Raw genomic sequence first — 17,600 nt, 5'->3', positions numbered from 1 at the left:
TGCCTCGTTGGGTGGTGGTGGTAGTGGTGAATCAATGTTCGGAAAGAGCGCCCAGCACGGCGAGACCGCCGAACAGCCCGAGCCACAACAGGAACAGGACAGGCAGGGCGACAGCGGAAGCCACTGCCCACCAGCCCGCCTTGCGCGATGCCGCGTAGGCCCCCGGCAGATCATCGGCGGCGCGCAGACCGTCGACCTGGGAGGCATACACGATCGACACCACGCCCAGCGGCAGGCAGCAGAACAGCGTCGTCAGAATCGCCCAGACAAGATGGTTGGGGATGTAGACCGGACGGCTGAGCGATGGTGGTTGATTCAAAGCAAGACTCCATTCCTTGGCGGTTGGGCTGCAGTGTGCAGACCTGACCTCCCCCCTTTGGCTGCGTAATCTACCGCAAGCGACGCCTTATGTATGCGTTTACATGCCCGCCGCGCCTGGGTTGGCGGCGTACACCAGCCTGCCCGGTCGCAGTGCAGTTCAGCGCCGCCAGGCTCACGCGTGGTCGCCACGAAGGGCGCGCACCTGGACTTCCAGGGTCGCGGCGTCGGCACTGTGGCCGTCCACAGGCGGTGCGGCCACCACCTGCACCGTGGCGCGGAACCGCCGCGGCACGCGCATGCGGCCCAGGCGCGTGTCGCGCCGGCTCCACATGCTCGACCACATGCCACGCAGCGCCATCGGCACCACCGGCACCGGACGCCGCTCCAGGATCTTCTCCACGCCGGATTTGAACGGCGCCATCGTGCCGTCCTTGGTCAGCGCGCCTTCGGGGAAGATGCAGACCAGTTCGCCTTCGGCCAGCGCCGCATCGATCTCGTCGAACGCGCGCTGCATCAGCGCCGGGTCTTCGCGTGCACCAGCAATGGGAATGGCCTTGGCGGTGCGGAAGATCCAGCGCATCACCGGGATGTTGAAGATCTTGTAGTACATGACGAAACGCACCGGGCGCGGGATCGTCGCCGACAGGATCAGTGCATCCATGTAGCTGACATGGTTGCAGACCAGCAGCGCGGCGCCTTCGTCGGGCACGTTGGCCTCGATGCCGTGCGGGCGCAGCCGGTACAGCGTGCGCACCATCAGCCAGCTGAGGAAGCGCATCAGGAACTCGGGGACGATGGTGAAAATGTAGATCGCCACGATGGCATTGGCGATGGCCAGGGCCAGGAACTGCTGCGGAATGGACCAGTGCAGCAGCTGGTGCGCGGCCAGCGACAGCAGTGCAGCAGCGACGATGAAGCCGGAGTTCTGGATGTTCAGCGCGGCGAACACGCGCGACATCTGTGCCTTCGGCGTGCGGCTCTGGATCAGCGCGAACAGCGGCACCACGAACACGCCGGTGAACAGGCCGATGCCGATCAGGTCGACGACGATGCGCACGCTGCCCGGCTGCTGCAGGAAGGCCAGCACGCCCAGGTTCTGTACGGTCGCCTCGCCGGTGCGGGCGAAGTACAGGTCCAGCAGGAAGGCGGTCATGCCGAAGGCGCCCAGCGGCACCAGGCCGATTTCCACCGTGCGTGCCGACAGCTTCTCGCACAGCAGCGAGCCGACGCCGGTGCCGACCGAGAACAGCGCCAGCGCGAACAGGTACAGCTTGGGCTCGCCGCCGAGGTTGACCAGCGCGTAGTTGGGCAGCTGCGAGGTCAGCACGGTGCCGACGAACCAGAACCAGGACACGCCGAGGATGGCGTTGCGCACCGCCTTCTGCTGCCGCGCCATGCGCAGCACCACCAGCGACTCGGGCAGCGGGTTCCAGTTGATCTTCAGGTCCGGATCACCGGCATCGACGCGCGGGATCATCCGCGCGGCGAGGTTGCCGCAGATCGCCAGCGCGATGACCGCCGTTGCAGCCACGACCGGGCCGTGGCTGCCGGCCAGCAGGAACACCGAGCCGCCGATGATCATGCCGGACAGGATCGAGATCGAGGTGCCCATTTCGACCAGGCCGTTGCCGCCGGTCAGTTCCTCCGGCTTCAGCACCGAGGGCAGCACCGAATACTTGACCGGCCCGAAGAGGGTCGACTGCATGCCGGTGCAGAACAGCGCCACCAGCAGGAAAGGCAGGTTCTCGGTGATGAAGCCGATGGCCGCCAGCGACATGATCACGATCTCCATGGTGGTGGTGATCACGATCAGCCGCGATTTCTCCAGCTTGTCGGCGATCTGCCCGGCCAGGGCGGAGAACAGGAAGTAGGGCAGGATGAAGATGGCCGGTGCCAGCGTGGTGTACAGCGAGCGCTGCTCGTCCGATACGCCCAGGTAGAACAACAGGCCGATGATGGCTTGCCGGTACACATTGTCGTTGAAGGCGCCCAGCGCCTGCACGATGAAGAACGGCAGGAAGCGGCGCTGGCGCAGCAGGGCAAACTGGTTGTGACCGGACATGGAACCTCCTTGACCGGCGCAGCCTAGCATCCCTGCCTGTCAGGCAGGGATGCGGCAGGTGCGGACTCTTACCTCCGGTGGGTGCGGACCGTTGGTCCGCACATCTCAGCCACCCCACCAACGCTCACACGATATCGTCGACCACGCCACCATCCACGCGCAGGGCGGCGCCGGACGTGGCCGAGGCCTGCGCCGACGCCAGGTAGACCACCATGTTGGCCACTTCCTCGACGGTGGCCGCGCGCTGGATCACCGATGCGGGGCGGTTGGCCATGACGAATTCACGGCCGATCTGCTCCAGCGGCTTGCCGCTGCGCGCGCGTTCTTCCTCGAACATCGCCGCGAAGCCGTCGGACAGGGTCGGGCCGGGCAGCACTGCATTGACGGTGACGCCGCTGCCGGCCACGCGCTTGGCCAGGCCGCGCGACAGCGACAGCTGGGCAGTCTTGCTGACCCCGTAATGGATCATGTCGGCCGGAATGTTGCGCGCCGATTCAGAAGAAATGAACAGCACCCGCCCCCAGCCGGCATCGACCATGGCCGGCAGCAGGGCGCGGGCCAGGCGCACGCCGGACATCACGTTGGTCTGCCAGTAGCGTTCCCAGGTGGCGTCGTCGGTGTCGAAGAAATCCTGCGGGCCGAAGATGCCGGCGTTGTTGACCAGGATGTCGATCTTCGGCAGACGGGCCAGCAGGGTCTCCACGCCGGCCACATCGGAGAGGTCGGCGGCCACGCCGATCACCTCGGCGCCGGGCACGGCGGCCAGCAGGCGCTGGCGTGCGCGCTCGGTGCTGTCGACGCTGCGGCCGTTGATGACCACCGTGGCACCGGCGGTGGCCAGGCCCCCGGCGATGGCCTGGCCGATGCCGGCGGTGGAAGCAGTGACCAGCGCAGTGCGGCCGCCCAGTTCGATCTTCATGGGGAACATCCAGCAAGGGGGAGATTGGCCAGTATCCCCCCGAGGCTGTTATCGGGGTGCAGCGCCAGCTGCAACACGATGGTGCGGCATTGGCAGGTGCGGACCGTTGGTCGGCACATCCCTCGCCCCATCAGGTCAACGTCGCCACCGCCTGGTTCGCCGCCGCACGCACCTTCGGCAGCAGCCGCAGCACCAGCGCCATCTGCGTGCGGATCAACTGCAGCTTCGGCGGCATCGCCTCCTCGATCTGTTCCAGCTCGGCGGCCACCGCGCGGTCGGCATCGTTGTCTTCCTCGCTCACCGGCTGCCGCGCGGTCAGGGCGGTGGCCAGCTGCTGCAGGGCCTTGCGCACGCGCTCACCGGCGGCCAGGGCCAGCGGGTCGCCCGCGTAGCTGTCCACCTGGTCGCGGTGCGCGCCCAGCGCTGACAGATGGCCAAGCAGCGTGTTGGACAGGGCCAGGAAGTGGAAGCCGGCGTCGAGGTTGCGGCGCACGTGGCCGGGCTCGCGCAGCATGTTCGACAGCGCCGTGGACAGCGCCGCGTCGGCGTTGTGCATGTCGCGGCGGGCGATGCGGTAGGCGAGGTCGTCGCGCATGCCGCTGCGGTACTGGCCCAGCACCGAATCGAGGTAGCGCGAGGCGGTGTCCAGCACGCGTGCCAGCACCAGGTGCAGCTGCCGGCCCTGCCAGTCGGGCAGGATCAGGAACGCGGCCGCCGCGGCGATGGCACAGCCCAGCACCGTGTCGACCATGCGCGGCACGATCAGCACGAAGCCATCGCCGATCAGGTTGAAGCAGGTCAGCGCCATCACCGTGATCGCCGCCGAGGCCACCAGGTAGCGGTCGGTGCGGTTGTAGAAGAACAGCAGCGCCGACAGCAGGGCGATCAGCAGCTGCACGTGCAGCTGCGGGAACAGCTGCAGCAGCGCCCAGGTCAGCACCAGGCCGGCGAGGGTGCCGACCACGCGCTGGGCAAGGCGCTGGCGGGTGGCGCCGAAGTTGGGCCGGCACACAAAGACGATGGTCAGCAGCACCCACGAGCCGTGCTGTGCGTCGAACAGGCGGATGGCGAGGAAGCCGGCGACCAGCGCCACCGCCATGCGCAGGCCGTGACGGAACAGCACCGAGCCCGGCGTGAGCTGCTGGCGGATGCGCACGCCCATCTCGCGCAGGGTATGCGGGTTGCTGTCGCGCAGGCGCGTATCGACGTTGTCCAGGCTGGCCTCGGAACGCTCGGCATCGAGCAGGCGGCGCTCGATGCTGCGCAGGTTGTGCACCAGCAGGTCGAGCGAGCCGAGCAGGCGCTGCCACTGCGGGCGCTGCTGGTCACGCAGGTAGGCCAGCGCATCGGCCAGGTCACGGCCGGCCTGCTGGTTGCTTTCGCCGTACACGAACGGGCGGCGCAGGCGGATCGCCTCGCCCAGGCGCGCGCAGGCCTGGCCCTGCAGGTCGAGCAGGCGCTGGCAGCGGTACAGCACGTCGCTGTGGAAGAACGCATCGACCAGCGCGCCGTAGGGATAGTGCGAGGAGCTGGCGCGTTCGTGGAAATCCTGCGCCATGTAGTACAGGCGCAGGTACAGGCCGGAATTGACGCCCGGCCGGCCGGAGCGGCCGAAGCGGGCGAGGATCGCGGCCTTGGCTTCGTTCAGCGCGCCGACCACGCGCCGGTTCTGTTCGGCCAAATCCAGCTGGCGGCGCTGCAGGTCGGCTTCGCGCACCGGCTCGAACAGGGTGGCCTTCAGCTGCAGGTAGCGACCCAGTTCCACGTACAGGCGGGCCACCCGTTCGCGCACCGGGCGGTTGGCGAACAGTGCCGTCCACAGGATCGACAGCAGGCCGTACCAGACCGCGCCGATCAGCAGGTGGCTGGCCGCTTCCACCGCGCGGGTCAGGTCGTCGGCGCCGCCGTGCTGCTCCAGGCCGATCATGGTGTAGATGGCCAGCGTCACCGTGGCCTGGGCGATGGATGCGTAGCGCTCGCCCAGCGCACCCAGCAGGGTCAGGCAGAACGTCGACAGTGCCAGTGCGCCGATGTATACCCACGGCAGCGGGAACAGCCAGATGACCGAGGCGGCGGCGATGCAGAAACACAGCAGCGACAGCAGCACGGCCTTGGTCCGGCCCCACCAGTTGTCATCGGTCTCGGCGATGGCGCTGGCAATGATGCCGAGGAACACGCCGGGCAGCGCCGGCAGCGCGTCCAGGTGCCAGCACAGGCCCAGCGCGGTGGTCAGGGCGATGAAGACGCGCAGGCCGTAGCTGGCCTTTTCGTGGGCCCACAGGCGGCTGAAGCGGGATTCGCGGGTGGACATGCAGGCTCGGGGGGCGGGATGCCCCCCATTATTGCGGTGTGGGCGTGAAATGGGGGGCCGATGTGCGGACCAACGGTCCGCACCCACCCATCTTCAGCAGCCGTTGTGCGGACCCGGTCCGCACCCACCGAGTTGGGTAGCGCCGGGTTACATCTCCCAACGCACGCTCACCGCAAAGGTGCGCGGCAGGCCGACGCCTGCGTTCGACCAGTACTTGCGGTTGCCCAGGTTTTCCACGCTGGCGCGCAGGATGACCGGATGGCCCGAGGCGACCAGGTGGTAGCCCACGCCGGCGTTGACCAGGGTGTAGTCGGGCAGCTTCAGGGTGTTGTCGGCGTCGTACCAGACATCGCCGTAGTAGCGCACGGCGGCATAGGCTTCCAGCCCGTCCACCCACGGCAGCTGGTAGTTGGCGTGCAGCACGCCGCTCCAGCGGGCCGCGCCGGCGGTGCGGTTGCCTTCCTGCGAGGCGCTGGCCGGGGACAGCTTGTCGTAGGTCGGGTCCAGCCAGGTCACGCCGCCGCCGACGGTCAGCGCGTCGCTCAGGTGCAGGTCGGCGCTGGCTTCCACGCCTTCATACAGGGTGATGCCGTCCTGCACGAGGAACTTGCCGGCGTCGGTCAGCAGGTCGATGTTGGCACCGCGTTCCAGCCGGAAGGCGGCCACGTTCGCGTTCCAGCGCGCTGCTTCGACCTTGGCGCCGATCTCGTACTGCTTGCTGATGGTCGGGTCGAGCACATCGCCGGCATTGATGTAGGTGTTGCCGACGCGGCTGCCGGCTTCCAGCGATTCGATGTAGCTGGCGTACAGGGTCACTGCGTCGCTGGGCTTGTACATCACCGCGTAGGTCGGAGTGACCGGGTAGGTGTGGTAGCTGCCCTTGGTCTCGAAGTCGTTGTAGCGCCAGCCGGCCAGCACCGACCAGCCACCACCGAAGTCGATGGTGTCGCTGGCGAAGACCGCCTGCTGCACGGTTTCATCCCCACGGCTCAGCACCCGCGAGCCCACCGCGTCGTGGCGGATGGCCGAACGCTGGTAGAGGTTGGCGCGGCCGATGGTGTTCCACTCATAGGGGCGGTCCCACCCCAGCCCGGTCTGGTGGCTGACGCCGGCCACCAGCTGGTGCTGCAGCGGGCCGGTGCGGAAGCTGCCCTGCATCAGCGCCTGGGCCAGCTTCCATTCGCTCTTGCCGCCCAGCTCGTAGACGTTGACGTTGTAATCGCCCTTCACGTCGTCGATGTAGGCGAAGATCTTGTTGACGTCGTTCCACGAGGTGGTGACGCCGTAGCTCAGGCTGGCCTTCCAGTCACTGTTGATCTGCCAGTTCAGCGCGGTCGACAGCAGGCTGGAGCGGGTGTCGTAGTAAGTGCCCGGTACGCTGTTGTCGACGTCACCGGCGATCGGGCGCGGCAACGAGGTCAGGCCGATGAAGTAGTACTGCGGCGATTCCTCGCTGAGGTCGCGCGACTGGAACACGCCGTCGAAGGTCCAGGTGAGCGCATCGCTCAGGCGCGCGTCCAGCGACAGCGCACCGACCTTGCGGTCGACGTGGCCGCCGTTGAAGGTCTCGCCCTTTTCCTGGTACGCGTTGAAGCGGTAGCCGAACATCTGCTCGTTGCCGAAGCGGCCGCCGACATCCACGCCGCCGCTGACGATGCCCTGTTCGCGCCAGCCCAGCTGGGCGCTGAAGGTGGGCACGTCGGTGGGCTTCTTGGTGATGTAGTTGACGATGCCGCCCGGTGCGCCGAAGCCGTACAGGAAGCCGCCGGGGCCCTTCAGCAGGTCGACTTGCTCCATCACTTCCAGCGGCCATTCGGTACCCCACGAGGAGACCTGCAGGCCGTTGACGCGGTAGCTGTCGTAGTTCAGATCGATGCCGCGGTTGCGGATCGGCGAGCTCCAGCCACTGGCGTAGGCGCTGACCTGGGTGGTGACTGACGGGTCGAACAGGAAGACTTCGCCCAGCGAAACAACCTGGCGCTGCTCGATCTGCTCGCGGCCGACGGCGGTGATGGCGAACGGGGTATCGCGCAGGGCGCGGTCGCCGAGGGCGCCGGCTTCAGTATGGGTGCGTTCGGCGGTGACCTTGATCGCATCCAGGTCGGTGGCACTGCGGGTGTCGGCCGGGGCTTCGGCGTGGGCGGCACAGGCGGCGGACAGGGCCATGGCCAGCACGGCCAAGCGGGGAGAACGGGTGGGCAGCATCGGTGGGGGATCCTTCGCGGACAGCACACGACCGTCCGCGGTGGCGGAAGGGAAGGGGTCGATGGCTGGGATCACGCAGGCATGCCGGCAAGCGGCAGCGGGGCGTCGCTGGGGGAGGCGGCGCAGGACCGTAGCTGGATGAGAATTGTTCTCTTTTCGTTACGGCCCGTCAAATCCGGGGGCGTGCGGACCAACGGTCCGCACCCACCAGAACCGGTAGTGCCGGCCGCTGGCCGGCACCTCCCATCACGCGCGCTGCGCGCGCTTCAGCAGCTTCGCTTCGCGCCTGCGTGCGCGGCGTGCCCGCCAGCGTTCGGCCAGGCACGAGAAGATCACGTACAGCGCCGGGGTGCTCAGCAGGGTCAGGCTCTGCGAGAACAGAAGGCCGCCGATCATCGCGATGCCCAGCGGACGGCGCAGCTCCGAGCCCTCGCCGAGGCCGATTGCCAACGGCACCGCCGCCAGGATTGCCACCATCGTGGTCATCATGATCGGGCGGAAGCGCACGATGCTGGCCTCGCGTGCCGCCTCGCGCGGCGCCAGGCCGTGCTCGCGCTGCGCCACCAGGGCGAAGTCGATCATCATGATCGCGTTCTTCTTGACGATGCCGATCAGCAGCACCAGCGCGATCATCGAGATGACCGACAGCTCGGTATTGGTGCCGAACAGCGCCAGCAGCGCGCCCACGCCGGCCGCCGGCAGGGTCGACAGGATCGTCACCGGATGGATCAGGCTTTCGTACAGCATGCCCAGCACCAGGTACACGGTCAGGATCGCCGCCATCACCAGGATCAGCATGTCGCTGGGGTCGGAACTGAAGCCGAAGCCCGCATCGTCGGCCAGGCGGATGTCGCCCGGCATGCGCATGCCTGCCACCGTCGAATCGATGATCGCCTTGGCTTCGCCGGCGCTGACGCCCGGTGCGAGGTTGTAGCTCAGGTCCATCGTCGTGTACTGGTTTTCATGGGTGATCTGCGACGGCGCCAGGCCCGGGGCCTGGCGGGCCACCGCGGTGATCGGCACCATTTCGCCGCTGCGTGCCTTCACGTACACCTCGTCCAGTGCCGCCGGCGTGGCGGTCTGCGACGGCAGCGCGTTGACCACCACGCTGTACTGGTTGATGTCCGAGTAGATCGTGGAGATCTGGCGCTGGCCGAAGGCGCCGTACAGCGCGCCGTCGATGGCACCCACGCTGATGCCCAGGCGCGCGGCCTTGGCGCGGTCGATCTCGATGTTCTGGCGCAGGCCGGCATTGTCGACGTCGGTGCCGACGTCACGCAGCTTCGGGTTCTTCTTCAGCGCCGCCTGCAGCTTGGGCAGCCATTCCTGCAGCGCGGCCAGGTCGTTGCCCTGCAGCGAGATGCGGTACTGCGCGCCCTGGCTGTTGCCACCACCGTCGTTGCTGGGCAGATCCTGGATCGCGCGCAGGCGCAGCTGCAGGTCGGGGTAGCGGTCGGCCTTGGCACTCAGGCGGGCCAGCGCATGCGCGGTGGTCTCGCGGCGGCCATCCTTGCGCGATTTCAGCTCGACGTTGAACTGCGCGCTGGAGCCCTGGCGGCCACTGCCCAGCCGCACGCCCACGGTCTTCACCGCCGGGTCGGCCATCAGCATGTCGGTGATGCGGCGCTGGCGGGCCACCATGTCCTCGAAGGACACCGTGGCGCTGGAGTTGGCGCGGCCCCAGATCAGGCCGGTGTCCTGCGGCGGGAACGCGCCCTTCTTCACTGCACCGAACAGGAAGATGGTGACGCCGATCAGGATCAGCGGGGTGAGCGAAAGCAGCAGCGCATGGCGTAGCGAGAAGTCCAGGAACACCGTGTAGATGCGCAGCATGCGTTCATGCCCGGCATCGAGCCAGCGGCCGAAGCGCGATGGTGCGGCGGTGTGGTCGTGGGCGCTGAGGAAGCGGCTGCACAGCGCCGGGGTCAGGGTCAGCGAGACGATCATCGAGACCAAGATGGCCGCCACCAGGGTGACGGTGAACTCGCGGAAGAACGCACCCATCATGCCGCTGGCGAACAGCAGCGGAATGAACACCGCCACCAGCGAGGCGGTGATCGAGACGATGGTGAAGCCGATCTCGCGCGCACCGGTGAAGGCCGCCTGCATGCGCGGCATGCCTTCGTCGAGGTGGCGCATGATGTTCTCGATCACCACGATCGCATCGTCCACCACGAAACCAATTGCGATCACCAGCGCCAGCAGGCTCAGGTTGTTGAGGGTGAAGCCCAGCGCGTACATCACCAGCGCGGCGCCGGCCAGCGACAGTGGCACGGTCACGGCGGCGATCAGGGTAGGTGCCAGCCGGCGCAGGAACAGCGCCATGGTCAGCACCACCATCGCCAGGCTGATCAGCAGGGTGATCTGCACTTCATGCAGCGACGAGCGGATGGTCGGCGTACGGTCGAAGTACGGCGTCATCGTGGTGCCGGGCTGCAGGTAGTCGCGCAGGCCGGGAATCTGTGCCTTCACCCGGTCCACGGTCTCGACGATGTTGGCGCCGGCGCGGGTGAACACGTACATCACCACGGCCGGTTTGTGGTTGAACCACGCGGCCTGGTAGGCATCCTGCTGGCCGTCATAGACGTTGGCGATGTCCTTCAGGCGGATCACCCGGCCATCGCCCTGGGTCTTGACCACCAGCTCGGCGAAATCGGCGGCACGCGCCACCGAATCGTTGGCGATGATCGCCGTGGTGGAATTGCCGTCGCTGAGGAAGCCGGTGGGCGAGGTCACGTTGGCCGCGCGCACCGCATTGCGCAGGTCGTCGGCGGTCAGGCCGAGAGCGTTCATCTGGCGCAGGTTGACGTCCACGCGCACGGCCGGCGTCGAGGCACCGGCGATGTCCACCGAGGCCACGCCGCTGATCTGGCGGATGCGCTGGGCCAGCAGCGAATCGGCGACGTTGTACAGCTCGTCGGCGGACTGCGTCTGCGAGGTCAGGGCGATGGCGATGACCGGATCGTCGTTCGGGTTCGCCTTCTGGTACATCGGCGAGCCCAGCCCCGAGGGCAGGTCGGCCTGTGCCGAATTGATCGCGGTCTGCACGTCCAGTGCGGCCGAATCGATGTTGCGGTCGCTCTGGAAGATCATGAACACCAGCGAGCTGCCTTCCGAGCTCGACGAGCGCATGCGGTCGATGCCCGGCAGCTGGCCGAGGTGGCGTTCCAGCGGCGCGGTCACCGTGGACGCCATGGTCGCCGCATCCGCGCCGGCCTGGTTGGCATGCACGAAGATCACCGGGATCTCGATGTTCGGCAGTGCCGACACGCCCAGCCGCAGATAGCAGATCACGCCGATCATGAACAGGCCGACGGCCAGCAGCGCGGTGCCGATCGGGCGGCGGATGAAGGGGCCGGACAGGTTCATCGCGCGGCCCCCCGCAGCAGCGGGGCGTGGATCATGCCTGCGGCTCCTGCAGCGTGCCGTCGCGCAGGGCGCGCTGCTCGCGGCGGCGTGCCATCCATTCCGAGAAGCGCTCCATGTACAGGTAGATCACCGGCGTGGTGTACAGCGTGACCAGTTGCGAGAGCAGCAGCCCGCCGACGATGGCGATGCCCAGCGGACGGCGCAGCTCCGAACCGATGCCGGTGCCCAGCGCCAGCGGCAGCGCGCCGAGCATGGCCGCGGCGGTGGTCATCATGATCGGGCGGAAGCGCAGCAGGCAGGCGCGGCGGATCGCTTCATGCGCGTTGGCCCCGGCACGGCGCGCCTCGATGGCGAAGTCCACCATCATGATGCCGTTCTTCTTGACGATGCCGATGAGCAGCACGATGCCGACGATGCCGTCCACCGACAGGCTCAGGCCACAGACCATCAGTGCCAGCAGCGCACCGACGCCGGCAGGCGGCAGGGTCGAGATGATCGTGATCGGGTGGATGTAGCTCTCGTACAGCACGCCCAGCACGATGTAGATGACCACCAGCGAGGCCAGCAGCAGCCACACCACGTCGGTCTGGCTGCCGGTGAATTCGGCCGCCTTGCCGATGAACTCGGCATGCAGGTGGGCCGGCATGTCCAGGCTGTCCTTGGTCTCTTCGATGGCCTTGACCGCATCGGACAGCGAGTAGCCCGGGGCGATGTTGAAGGAGACCGTCACCGCCGGCAGCTGCTGCTGGTGGCTGACCACCAGCGGCGCGCTGGTGACCTTGCTGTCGGCCAGCGCCGACAGCGGGATGATGTTGCCCGCACCGACGGTGATGCCGGTGTTCTGCGCGCCGATGCCGGTGGCGGTGGACGAGTTGGACGAGGTGACCTGGCCGAAGCTGGTGGCGTTGGTGCCGGTCAGCGCGCCGGCACCGTTGGAGGCCACGGCCAGTTGCTCCATCAGCGCGGTGCTGGTGCGGAACTCCGGCGCCACTTCCAGCACGACGCGGTATTGGTTGAGCTCGGTGAAGATGGTCGAGATCTGGCGCTGGCCGAACGCATCGTAGAGCGTGTCATCGATGGTCTGCATCGGCACGCCCAGCACGCTGGCCTTGTCGCGGTCGATGTTCAGCTCCAGGGCGCGGCCCTGGTTGGACAGGTTGTTGTCGACGTCGGCCAGTTCCGGGCGCTTGCGCAGCGCCTCGGTCAGGCGCGTGGCCTGGGTGGCCACGGTGGCCGAATCCACGTCCGACAGCGAGTACTGGTACTCGGTGGCGGCCACACGGGTATCCAGGGTCACGTCCTGCACCGGCTTCAGGTACAGCGCCACGCCGGGGATGCCGGCCACGGCCTTCTGCAGGCGCGGCAGGATCTCATCCAGGCCGTCACGCTCGCCGCGCTCCTTCAGCACGATCGACAGCTGGCCCTGGTTCAGGGTGGGGTTCATGCTGCCGGCGCCGATGAAGGCCGACACGCCGGTCACGTCCGGGTCCTGGCGCAGGGCTTCGGCCACCTGCCTGGTGCGCTGCTCCATCTGCGGGAAGGCGATGTTCTGGTCGGCCTGGACCACGCCGGTGATCAGGCCGGTGTCCTGTTCAGGCAGCAGGCCCTTGGGAATCAGCACGTACAGCAGTACGGTCAGCACCAGCGCGCCGCCGGCCACGGCCAGGGTCAGGCGCTGGTGGCCCAGCACCCAGTCCAGGCTGTGCTCGTACAGGCCCACGGTGCGCGTCCACAGGTTCTGCTTGCCGGCCGCCGCGGCGCGCTCATGCGCGTCCTCGCCCTCGGGCAGGGCATCGGGCTTGAGCAGGTAGGCGCACATCATCGGGGTCAGCGTCAGCGAGATCAGCATCGACAGCACGACCGCGATGCTCAGCACCCAGGCGAACTCATGGAACAGGCGGCCGGTGACGCCGGGCATCAGCAGCAGCGGCAGGAACACCGCCACCAGCGACACGGTCAGCGACAGCACGGTGAAGCCGATCTGGCGCGCACCGATCTCGGCCGCTTCCTTGCCACTCTTGCCCTGCTCGATGTAGCGGACGATGTTCTCGATCATCACGATCGCATCGTCGACCACGAAGCCGGTGGCCACCACAAGCGCCATCAGCGAGAGATTGTCCAGCGACATGCCGGCGAAGGCCATCACCGCGAAAGTGCCGGCCAGCGACAGCGGCACCGCCACCGACGGAATGATGGTGGCCCAGAACCGCCGCAGGAACACGAAGATGACCGCCACCACCAGGCCGATGGTGAGGATCAGGGTGAACTGCACTTCATGCACCGAGGCGCGGATGGTCTCGGTGCGGTCGTTGAAGACTTCCAGGTGCACGTCGGCCGGCAGCACGCCCTGCAGCTGCGGCAGGATCGCGCGGATGCGCTCGACGGTCTGCACGATGTTGGCGCCCGGCTGGCGGCGCACTTCCAGCAGCACGGCCGGCTTGCCGTTGGCCCAGGCGGCCAACTGGTCGTTCTCCACGCCATCGACCACGTCGGCCACGTCGGACAACCGCACCGGGCGGCCGTTCTTGTAGCTGATGATGGTGTCGCGGTACTCGGCGGCGCTGGCCAGCTGGTCGTTGGTGCCGATGCTGTAAGACTGGGTCTTGCCGTTCAACGAACCCTTGGGCGCATTGACGTTGGCCTGGGTGAGCGCGCTGCGCAGCTCCTCCATGGTCAGGCCCATGTTCGACAGCTGCGCCGGGTTGACCTGGATGCGCACGGCCGGGCGCACGTTGCCGGCGATCGAAACCAGGCCCACGCCCTGCACCTGCGACAGGCGCTGGGCGAGGATCGAGTCGGCGTAGTTGTTGACGTCACGCAGCGGGCGCGTGTCCGAGGTCAGCTTCAGGGTGACGATGGCCGCGTCGGCTGGGTTCACCCGGTTGTAGACCGGCTGGTACGGCAGCGAGGAGGGCAGGGTGGCCTGGCGGATCGCCGCCTGCACGTCCTGCGCGGCGATGTCGATGTCGCGGTCCATCGAGAACTGCAGAATGATCGTCGACAACCCGGCCGAGGAATCGGAGGTCATCAGTTCCAGCCCGGAAATCTGCCCGAACTGGCGCTCCAGCGGCGTGGTCACCAGCGAGGCCATGGTGGTCGCGTTGGCACCCGGGTACTGGGTGGTGACCACCAGGCTGGGCGCATCGATTTCCGGCAGCGCCGACACCGGCAGCTTGCGGTAACCCAGGATGCCCAGCAGCAACAGACCCGCCATCAACAGCGAGGTCGCGATGGGACGGCGGATGAAGATCGTCGAAAAGCCCACGGACTGATCCTTGCTGCGCTTCAATGGCAGCGCCGGCTGCGAGGCCGGCGCGAAAGGAAAGGGTGGCCTGCGCTCAGCGCGGGCCACCACCACGACGGCCACCGCCGCCACTCTTCTGTTCGGCGGCCTTCAGTTCGGCCTCGGTCGGCGCGGCCGGGGTCTCGCCCGGTTTCAGCGCGGTCACCTTGCTGCCCGGCTTCAGGCGGAACTGGCCTTCGCTGACAACGCGCTCGCCGCCCTTCAGGCCTTCGGCGATCTGCACTTGGCTGTCGCCCACTTCCACGCCGCTGCGCACGGTCTGCATCTTCACCGTGTTGTCGCCCTGCACGACATAGACGTACTCGCCGTCCGGGCCACGCAGCACCGCCTGGGTGGGGATGACCACGCCGCCGCCGATCGTGCGCAGCTGCATGCGCACGTTGACGAACTGGCCCGGCCAGAGGCCGTTGTCGGTGTTGTCGAAGATCGCGCGGGCCTTGAAGGTGCCGCTGTCGGCGCTGATCAGGTTGTCGACCACGTCCAGCTTGCCGTCACCGGACAGCACGTGCGAGTCGGCGCGGTCCAGCGCGGCCACCGGCACGACGCCGGCGTTCTGCGCCTGGCGCACGTCGCCGAGCTGGCGCTCGGGCAGGTTGAACAGTACGTGGATCGGGTGGATCTGGGTAAGGGTGACCAGCGCGGTACCGGCGTTGACCACGTTGCCGGCGTCGACCGCGCGGATGCCGGCGATGCCCGAGATCGGCGCGGTGATGCGGGTGTACTGCAGCTGCACCTGCGCGGCACGCGCGGCGGCTTCGTTGGCGGCCACCGCGCTTTCGTACTGTGCCACTTGATTTCGCTGTGTATCCAGATCGGTCTTGGCGACGAACTGGCGGTACTCCGGCGCGTTGGAGCGCTGGTAGTTGGAACGCGCGGTGGCCAGCAGCGCTTCGTTCTGGCGCTTGGCCGCCACGGCCTGGTCGTAGCTGGCCTGGGCGCTGCGCGGGTCGATCTGTGCCAGCAGGTCACCCTGCTTCACTTCCTGGCCCTCGCGGAAATGGATGCTCATCAGCTGGCCGCCGACCTGCGGGCTGACCGTGACGGTGTTCATCGCGGTCACAGTGCCGAGCGCGCTGGCATACACCGGCACGTCCTGGCGCGTCGCATCGACCACGGTTACCGGCACCGGGCCTGCATCGGGATCCTCACCGCCCTGGCGCGCGCCTGCGGCCTGGCCACCGGCCTTGTCCTTGCCGCCACCGAGGATGCGTACGCCCACCACCGCCAGCACCAGCACTGCCACGACCAGCAGCACGATCTTCCAAACACGTGACATTCAAGGACTCCAAGAGGGCTGGACGGGGCGGACCCCGGGTGGCAATGCGCAAAGCATACCTGCGGTCCGCTACGTTTCCTGCATGACGTATGGGACGGGCGCTAAGACCGGGTGCGGCGGAGGAGGTTCCCGTGGGGGCGGTGTTGGCCTACATTCAGGTGCAGACCCCTTCCGTGGAGACCCCCGATGCGTCGTTCCCTGCTGCTGTCCGCCCTGCTGCTGGCCCTGCCGGCCCTTGCCCACGCCCAGCAGGCCGAGCGCCCGGAGGTGACCGCCGCCGCGCAGCGCCTGCAGGCCCAGGTGGTGGAGTGGCGACGTGACTTCCACGCGCATCCGGAACTGTCCAACCGCGAGGAGCGCACCTCGGCCGAGGTCGCCAAGCGCCTGCGCGCGATGGGCCTGAAGCCGAAGACCGGCATCGCCCACCACGGCGTGGTGGCGATCATCGAAGGCGGCAAGCCGGGACCGAAGATCGCCCTGCGCGCGGACATGGACGCGCTGCCGGTGACCGAACAGACCGGCCTGCCGTTCGCGTCCAAGGCCACCGCGCAGTACCGCGGGCAGACCGTGGGCGTGATGCATGCCTGCGGCCACGATGCGCACACCGCCACCCTGCTTGGCGTGGCGCAGGCGCTGGTGGCGATGAAGAAGGACCTGCCGGGCCAGGTGATGCTGATCTTCCAGCCTTCCGAAGAAGGCGCACCGCCGCCGGAAGAGGGCGGTGCCGCGCTGATGCTGAAGGAAGGCCTGTTTGCTGACTTCAAGCCGGAGGCGGTGTTCGGCCTGCATGTGTTCTCCAGCGTGCAGGCGGGCCAGATCGCGGTGCGTGGCGGCCCGTTGATGGCGGCGTCGGATCGTTTCGGCATCAAGGTGATCGGCCGCCAGACCCATGGCTCGGCACCGTGGAACGGCGTGGACCCGATCGTGGCCACCGCCGACCTGATCGGCACCGCGCAGACCATCGTCAGCCGCCGCACCAACCTGTCCAAGCAGCCGGCGGTGGTGACCTTCGGCGCGATCAACGGTGGCATCCGCTACAACATCATTCCCGATGAAGTGGAGATGGTCGGCACCATCCGCACCTTTGACGAGGGCATGCGCCAGCAGATCTTCGCCGACCTGCGCAACGTGGCCGAGCACACCGCGGCCGCGCACGGTGCCAAGGCGGTGACCGACATCTACGAGTCGGAAGGCAACCCGGCGACGGTGAACGACCCGGCGCTGACCACGAAGATGCTGCCGAGCCTGCAGGCGGTGGTGGGCAAGGACAATGTGTACGAGCCGCCGCTGCAGATGGGTGCGGAGGATTTCTCGCTGTACGCGAAGGAAGTGCCGGGCATGTTCTTCTTCGTCGGTTCGACCAGCGTGGGCATCGACCCGGCGACGGCGCCGGCGAATCATTCGCCGAAGTTCCTGCTGGATGAGAAGGCGCTGGATGTCGGGTTCCGGGCGTTGATGCAGGTGAGCCTGGATTACCTGCACGGTGCCGGCACGCCCGCGGGGTGAGAGGTCTTGGCAGGGCTTGCAGCCCTGCACCTGCTTGAATCAACGTCAACATCAACGTCAAAAGCGGGCATTCCGTGGGATGGCGGGGTGGGTCCGGTGGCAGGGGACGCTGCAAGTACGTCCATGTAAGCTCGGTCGCCGCATCCATGCGGCTCACGCCGCTGCCACCGGACCCGCCCCGCCTTCGACAGTTTCCTGCGGCTGTCGGAACGACATTCTGCTTCTGGTGGGTGTCGACCTTGGTCGACACGGCAGGCGTCAGGAACGTCTGAAGGATCGGTTTTTGATCTTGATTTTCTGATCTTTCCCGTGGCGGCGGCCGCGTGC

At 67.7% G+C, this 17,600-nt stretch carries 9 protein-coding genes; 1 reads left to right on the top strand and 8 read right to left on the bottom strand.

Annotation, left to right across the window (positions count from 1 at the left end):
- Positions 1-31 precede the first annotated feature (31 nt).
- The 8 genes from DCO49_RS03030 to DCO49_RS02995 all read right to left on the bottom strand — a co-directional run bounded on the left by DCO49_RS03030 (position 32) and on the right by DCO49_RS02995 (position 15,767).
- Entirely contained in the window at positions 32-319 is a 288-nt protein-coding gene (locus tag DCO49_RS03030) for a CD225/dispanin family protein (RefSeq protein ID WP_116862760.1), read from the bottom strand.
- Between the two features lie 174 nt (positions 320-493).
- Positions 494-2,383: an MFS transporter gene (locus DCO49_RS03025; protein WP_116862759.1), complete on the bottom strand. Its 1,890-nt coding sequence runs from the start codon at positions 2,381-2,383 to the stop codon at positions 494-496.
- 124 nt (positions 2,384-2,507) lie between these two features.
- Complete coding sequence (locus DCO49_RS03020; protein WP_116862758.1) at positions 2,508-3,302, bottom strand: SDR family oxidoreductase; 795 nt, start codon at positions 3,300-3,302, stop codon at positions 2,508-2,510.
- A gap of 130 nt (positions 3,303-3,432) precedes the next feature.
- Complete coding sequence (gene yccS, locus DCO49_RS03015; RefSeq protein WP_116862757.1) at positions 3,433-5,613, bottom strand: YccS family putative transporter; 2,181 nt, start codon at positions 5,611-5,613, stop codon at positions 3,433-3,435.
- Positions 5,614-5,760: 147 nt separating this feature from the next.
- Positions 5,761-7,818 (bottom strand): TonB-dependent receptor, encoded by a 2,058-nt coding sequence (locus DCO49_RS03010; RefSeq protein ID WP_116862756.1) that lies wholly within the window; start codon positions 7,816-7,818, stop codon positions 5,761-5,763.
- 246 nt (positions 7,819-8,064) lie between these two features.
- Positions 8,065-11,187, bottom strand: a complete 3,123-nt coding sequence (locus DCO49_RS03005) for an efflux RND transporter permease subunit (RefSeq protein WP_116862755.1) — start codon at positions 11,185-11,187, stop codon at positions 8,065-8,067.
- Between the two features lie 31 nt (positions 11,188-11,218).
- Positions 11,219-14,452, bottom strand: coding sequence for an efflux RND transporter permease subunit (locus DCO49_RS03000; RefSeq protein ID WP_116862803.1), 3,234 nt, complete (start codon positions 14,450-14,452; stop codon positions 11,219-11,221).
- Between the two features lie 73 nt (positions 14,453-14,525).
- Complete coding sequence (locus DCO49_RS02995; protein ID WP_116862754.1) at positions 14,526-15,767, bottom strand: efflux RND transporter periplasmic adaptor subunit; 1,242 nt, start codon at positions 15,765-15,767, stop codon at positions 14,526-14,528.
- A 186-nt stretch (positions 15,768-15,953) separates the two neighbouring features.
- Between DCO49_RS02995 and DCO49_RS02990 the strand changes: the two genes are divergently transcribed.
- On the top strand, positions 15,954-17,273 hold the full coding sequence (locus DCO49_RS02990; protein ID WP_116862753.1) for a M20 family metallopeptidase: 1,320 nt from the start codon (positions 15,954-15,956) through the stop codon (positions 17,271-17,273).
- Positions 17,274-17,600: the final 327 nt, after the last annotated feature.

The sequence above is a fragment of the Stenotrophomonas sp. SPM genome, from assembly GCF_003105135.1.
GTDB lineage: Bacteria > Pseudomonadota > Gammaproteobacteria > Xanthomonadales > Xanthomonadaceae > Stenotrophomonas.
Note: the sequence above shows the minus strand (reverse complement) of the source record. Positions and strands in the feature narration are given on the sequence as shown.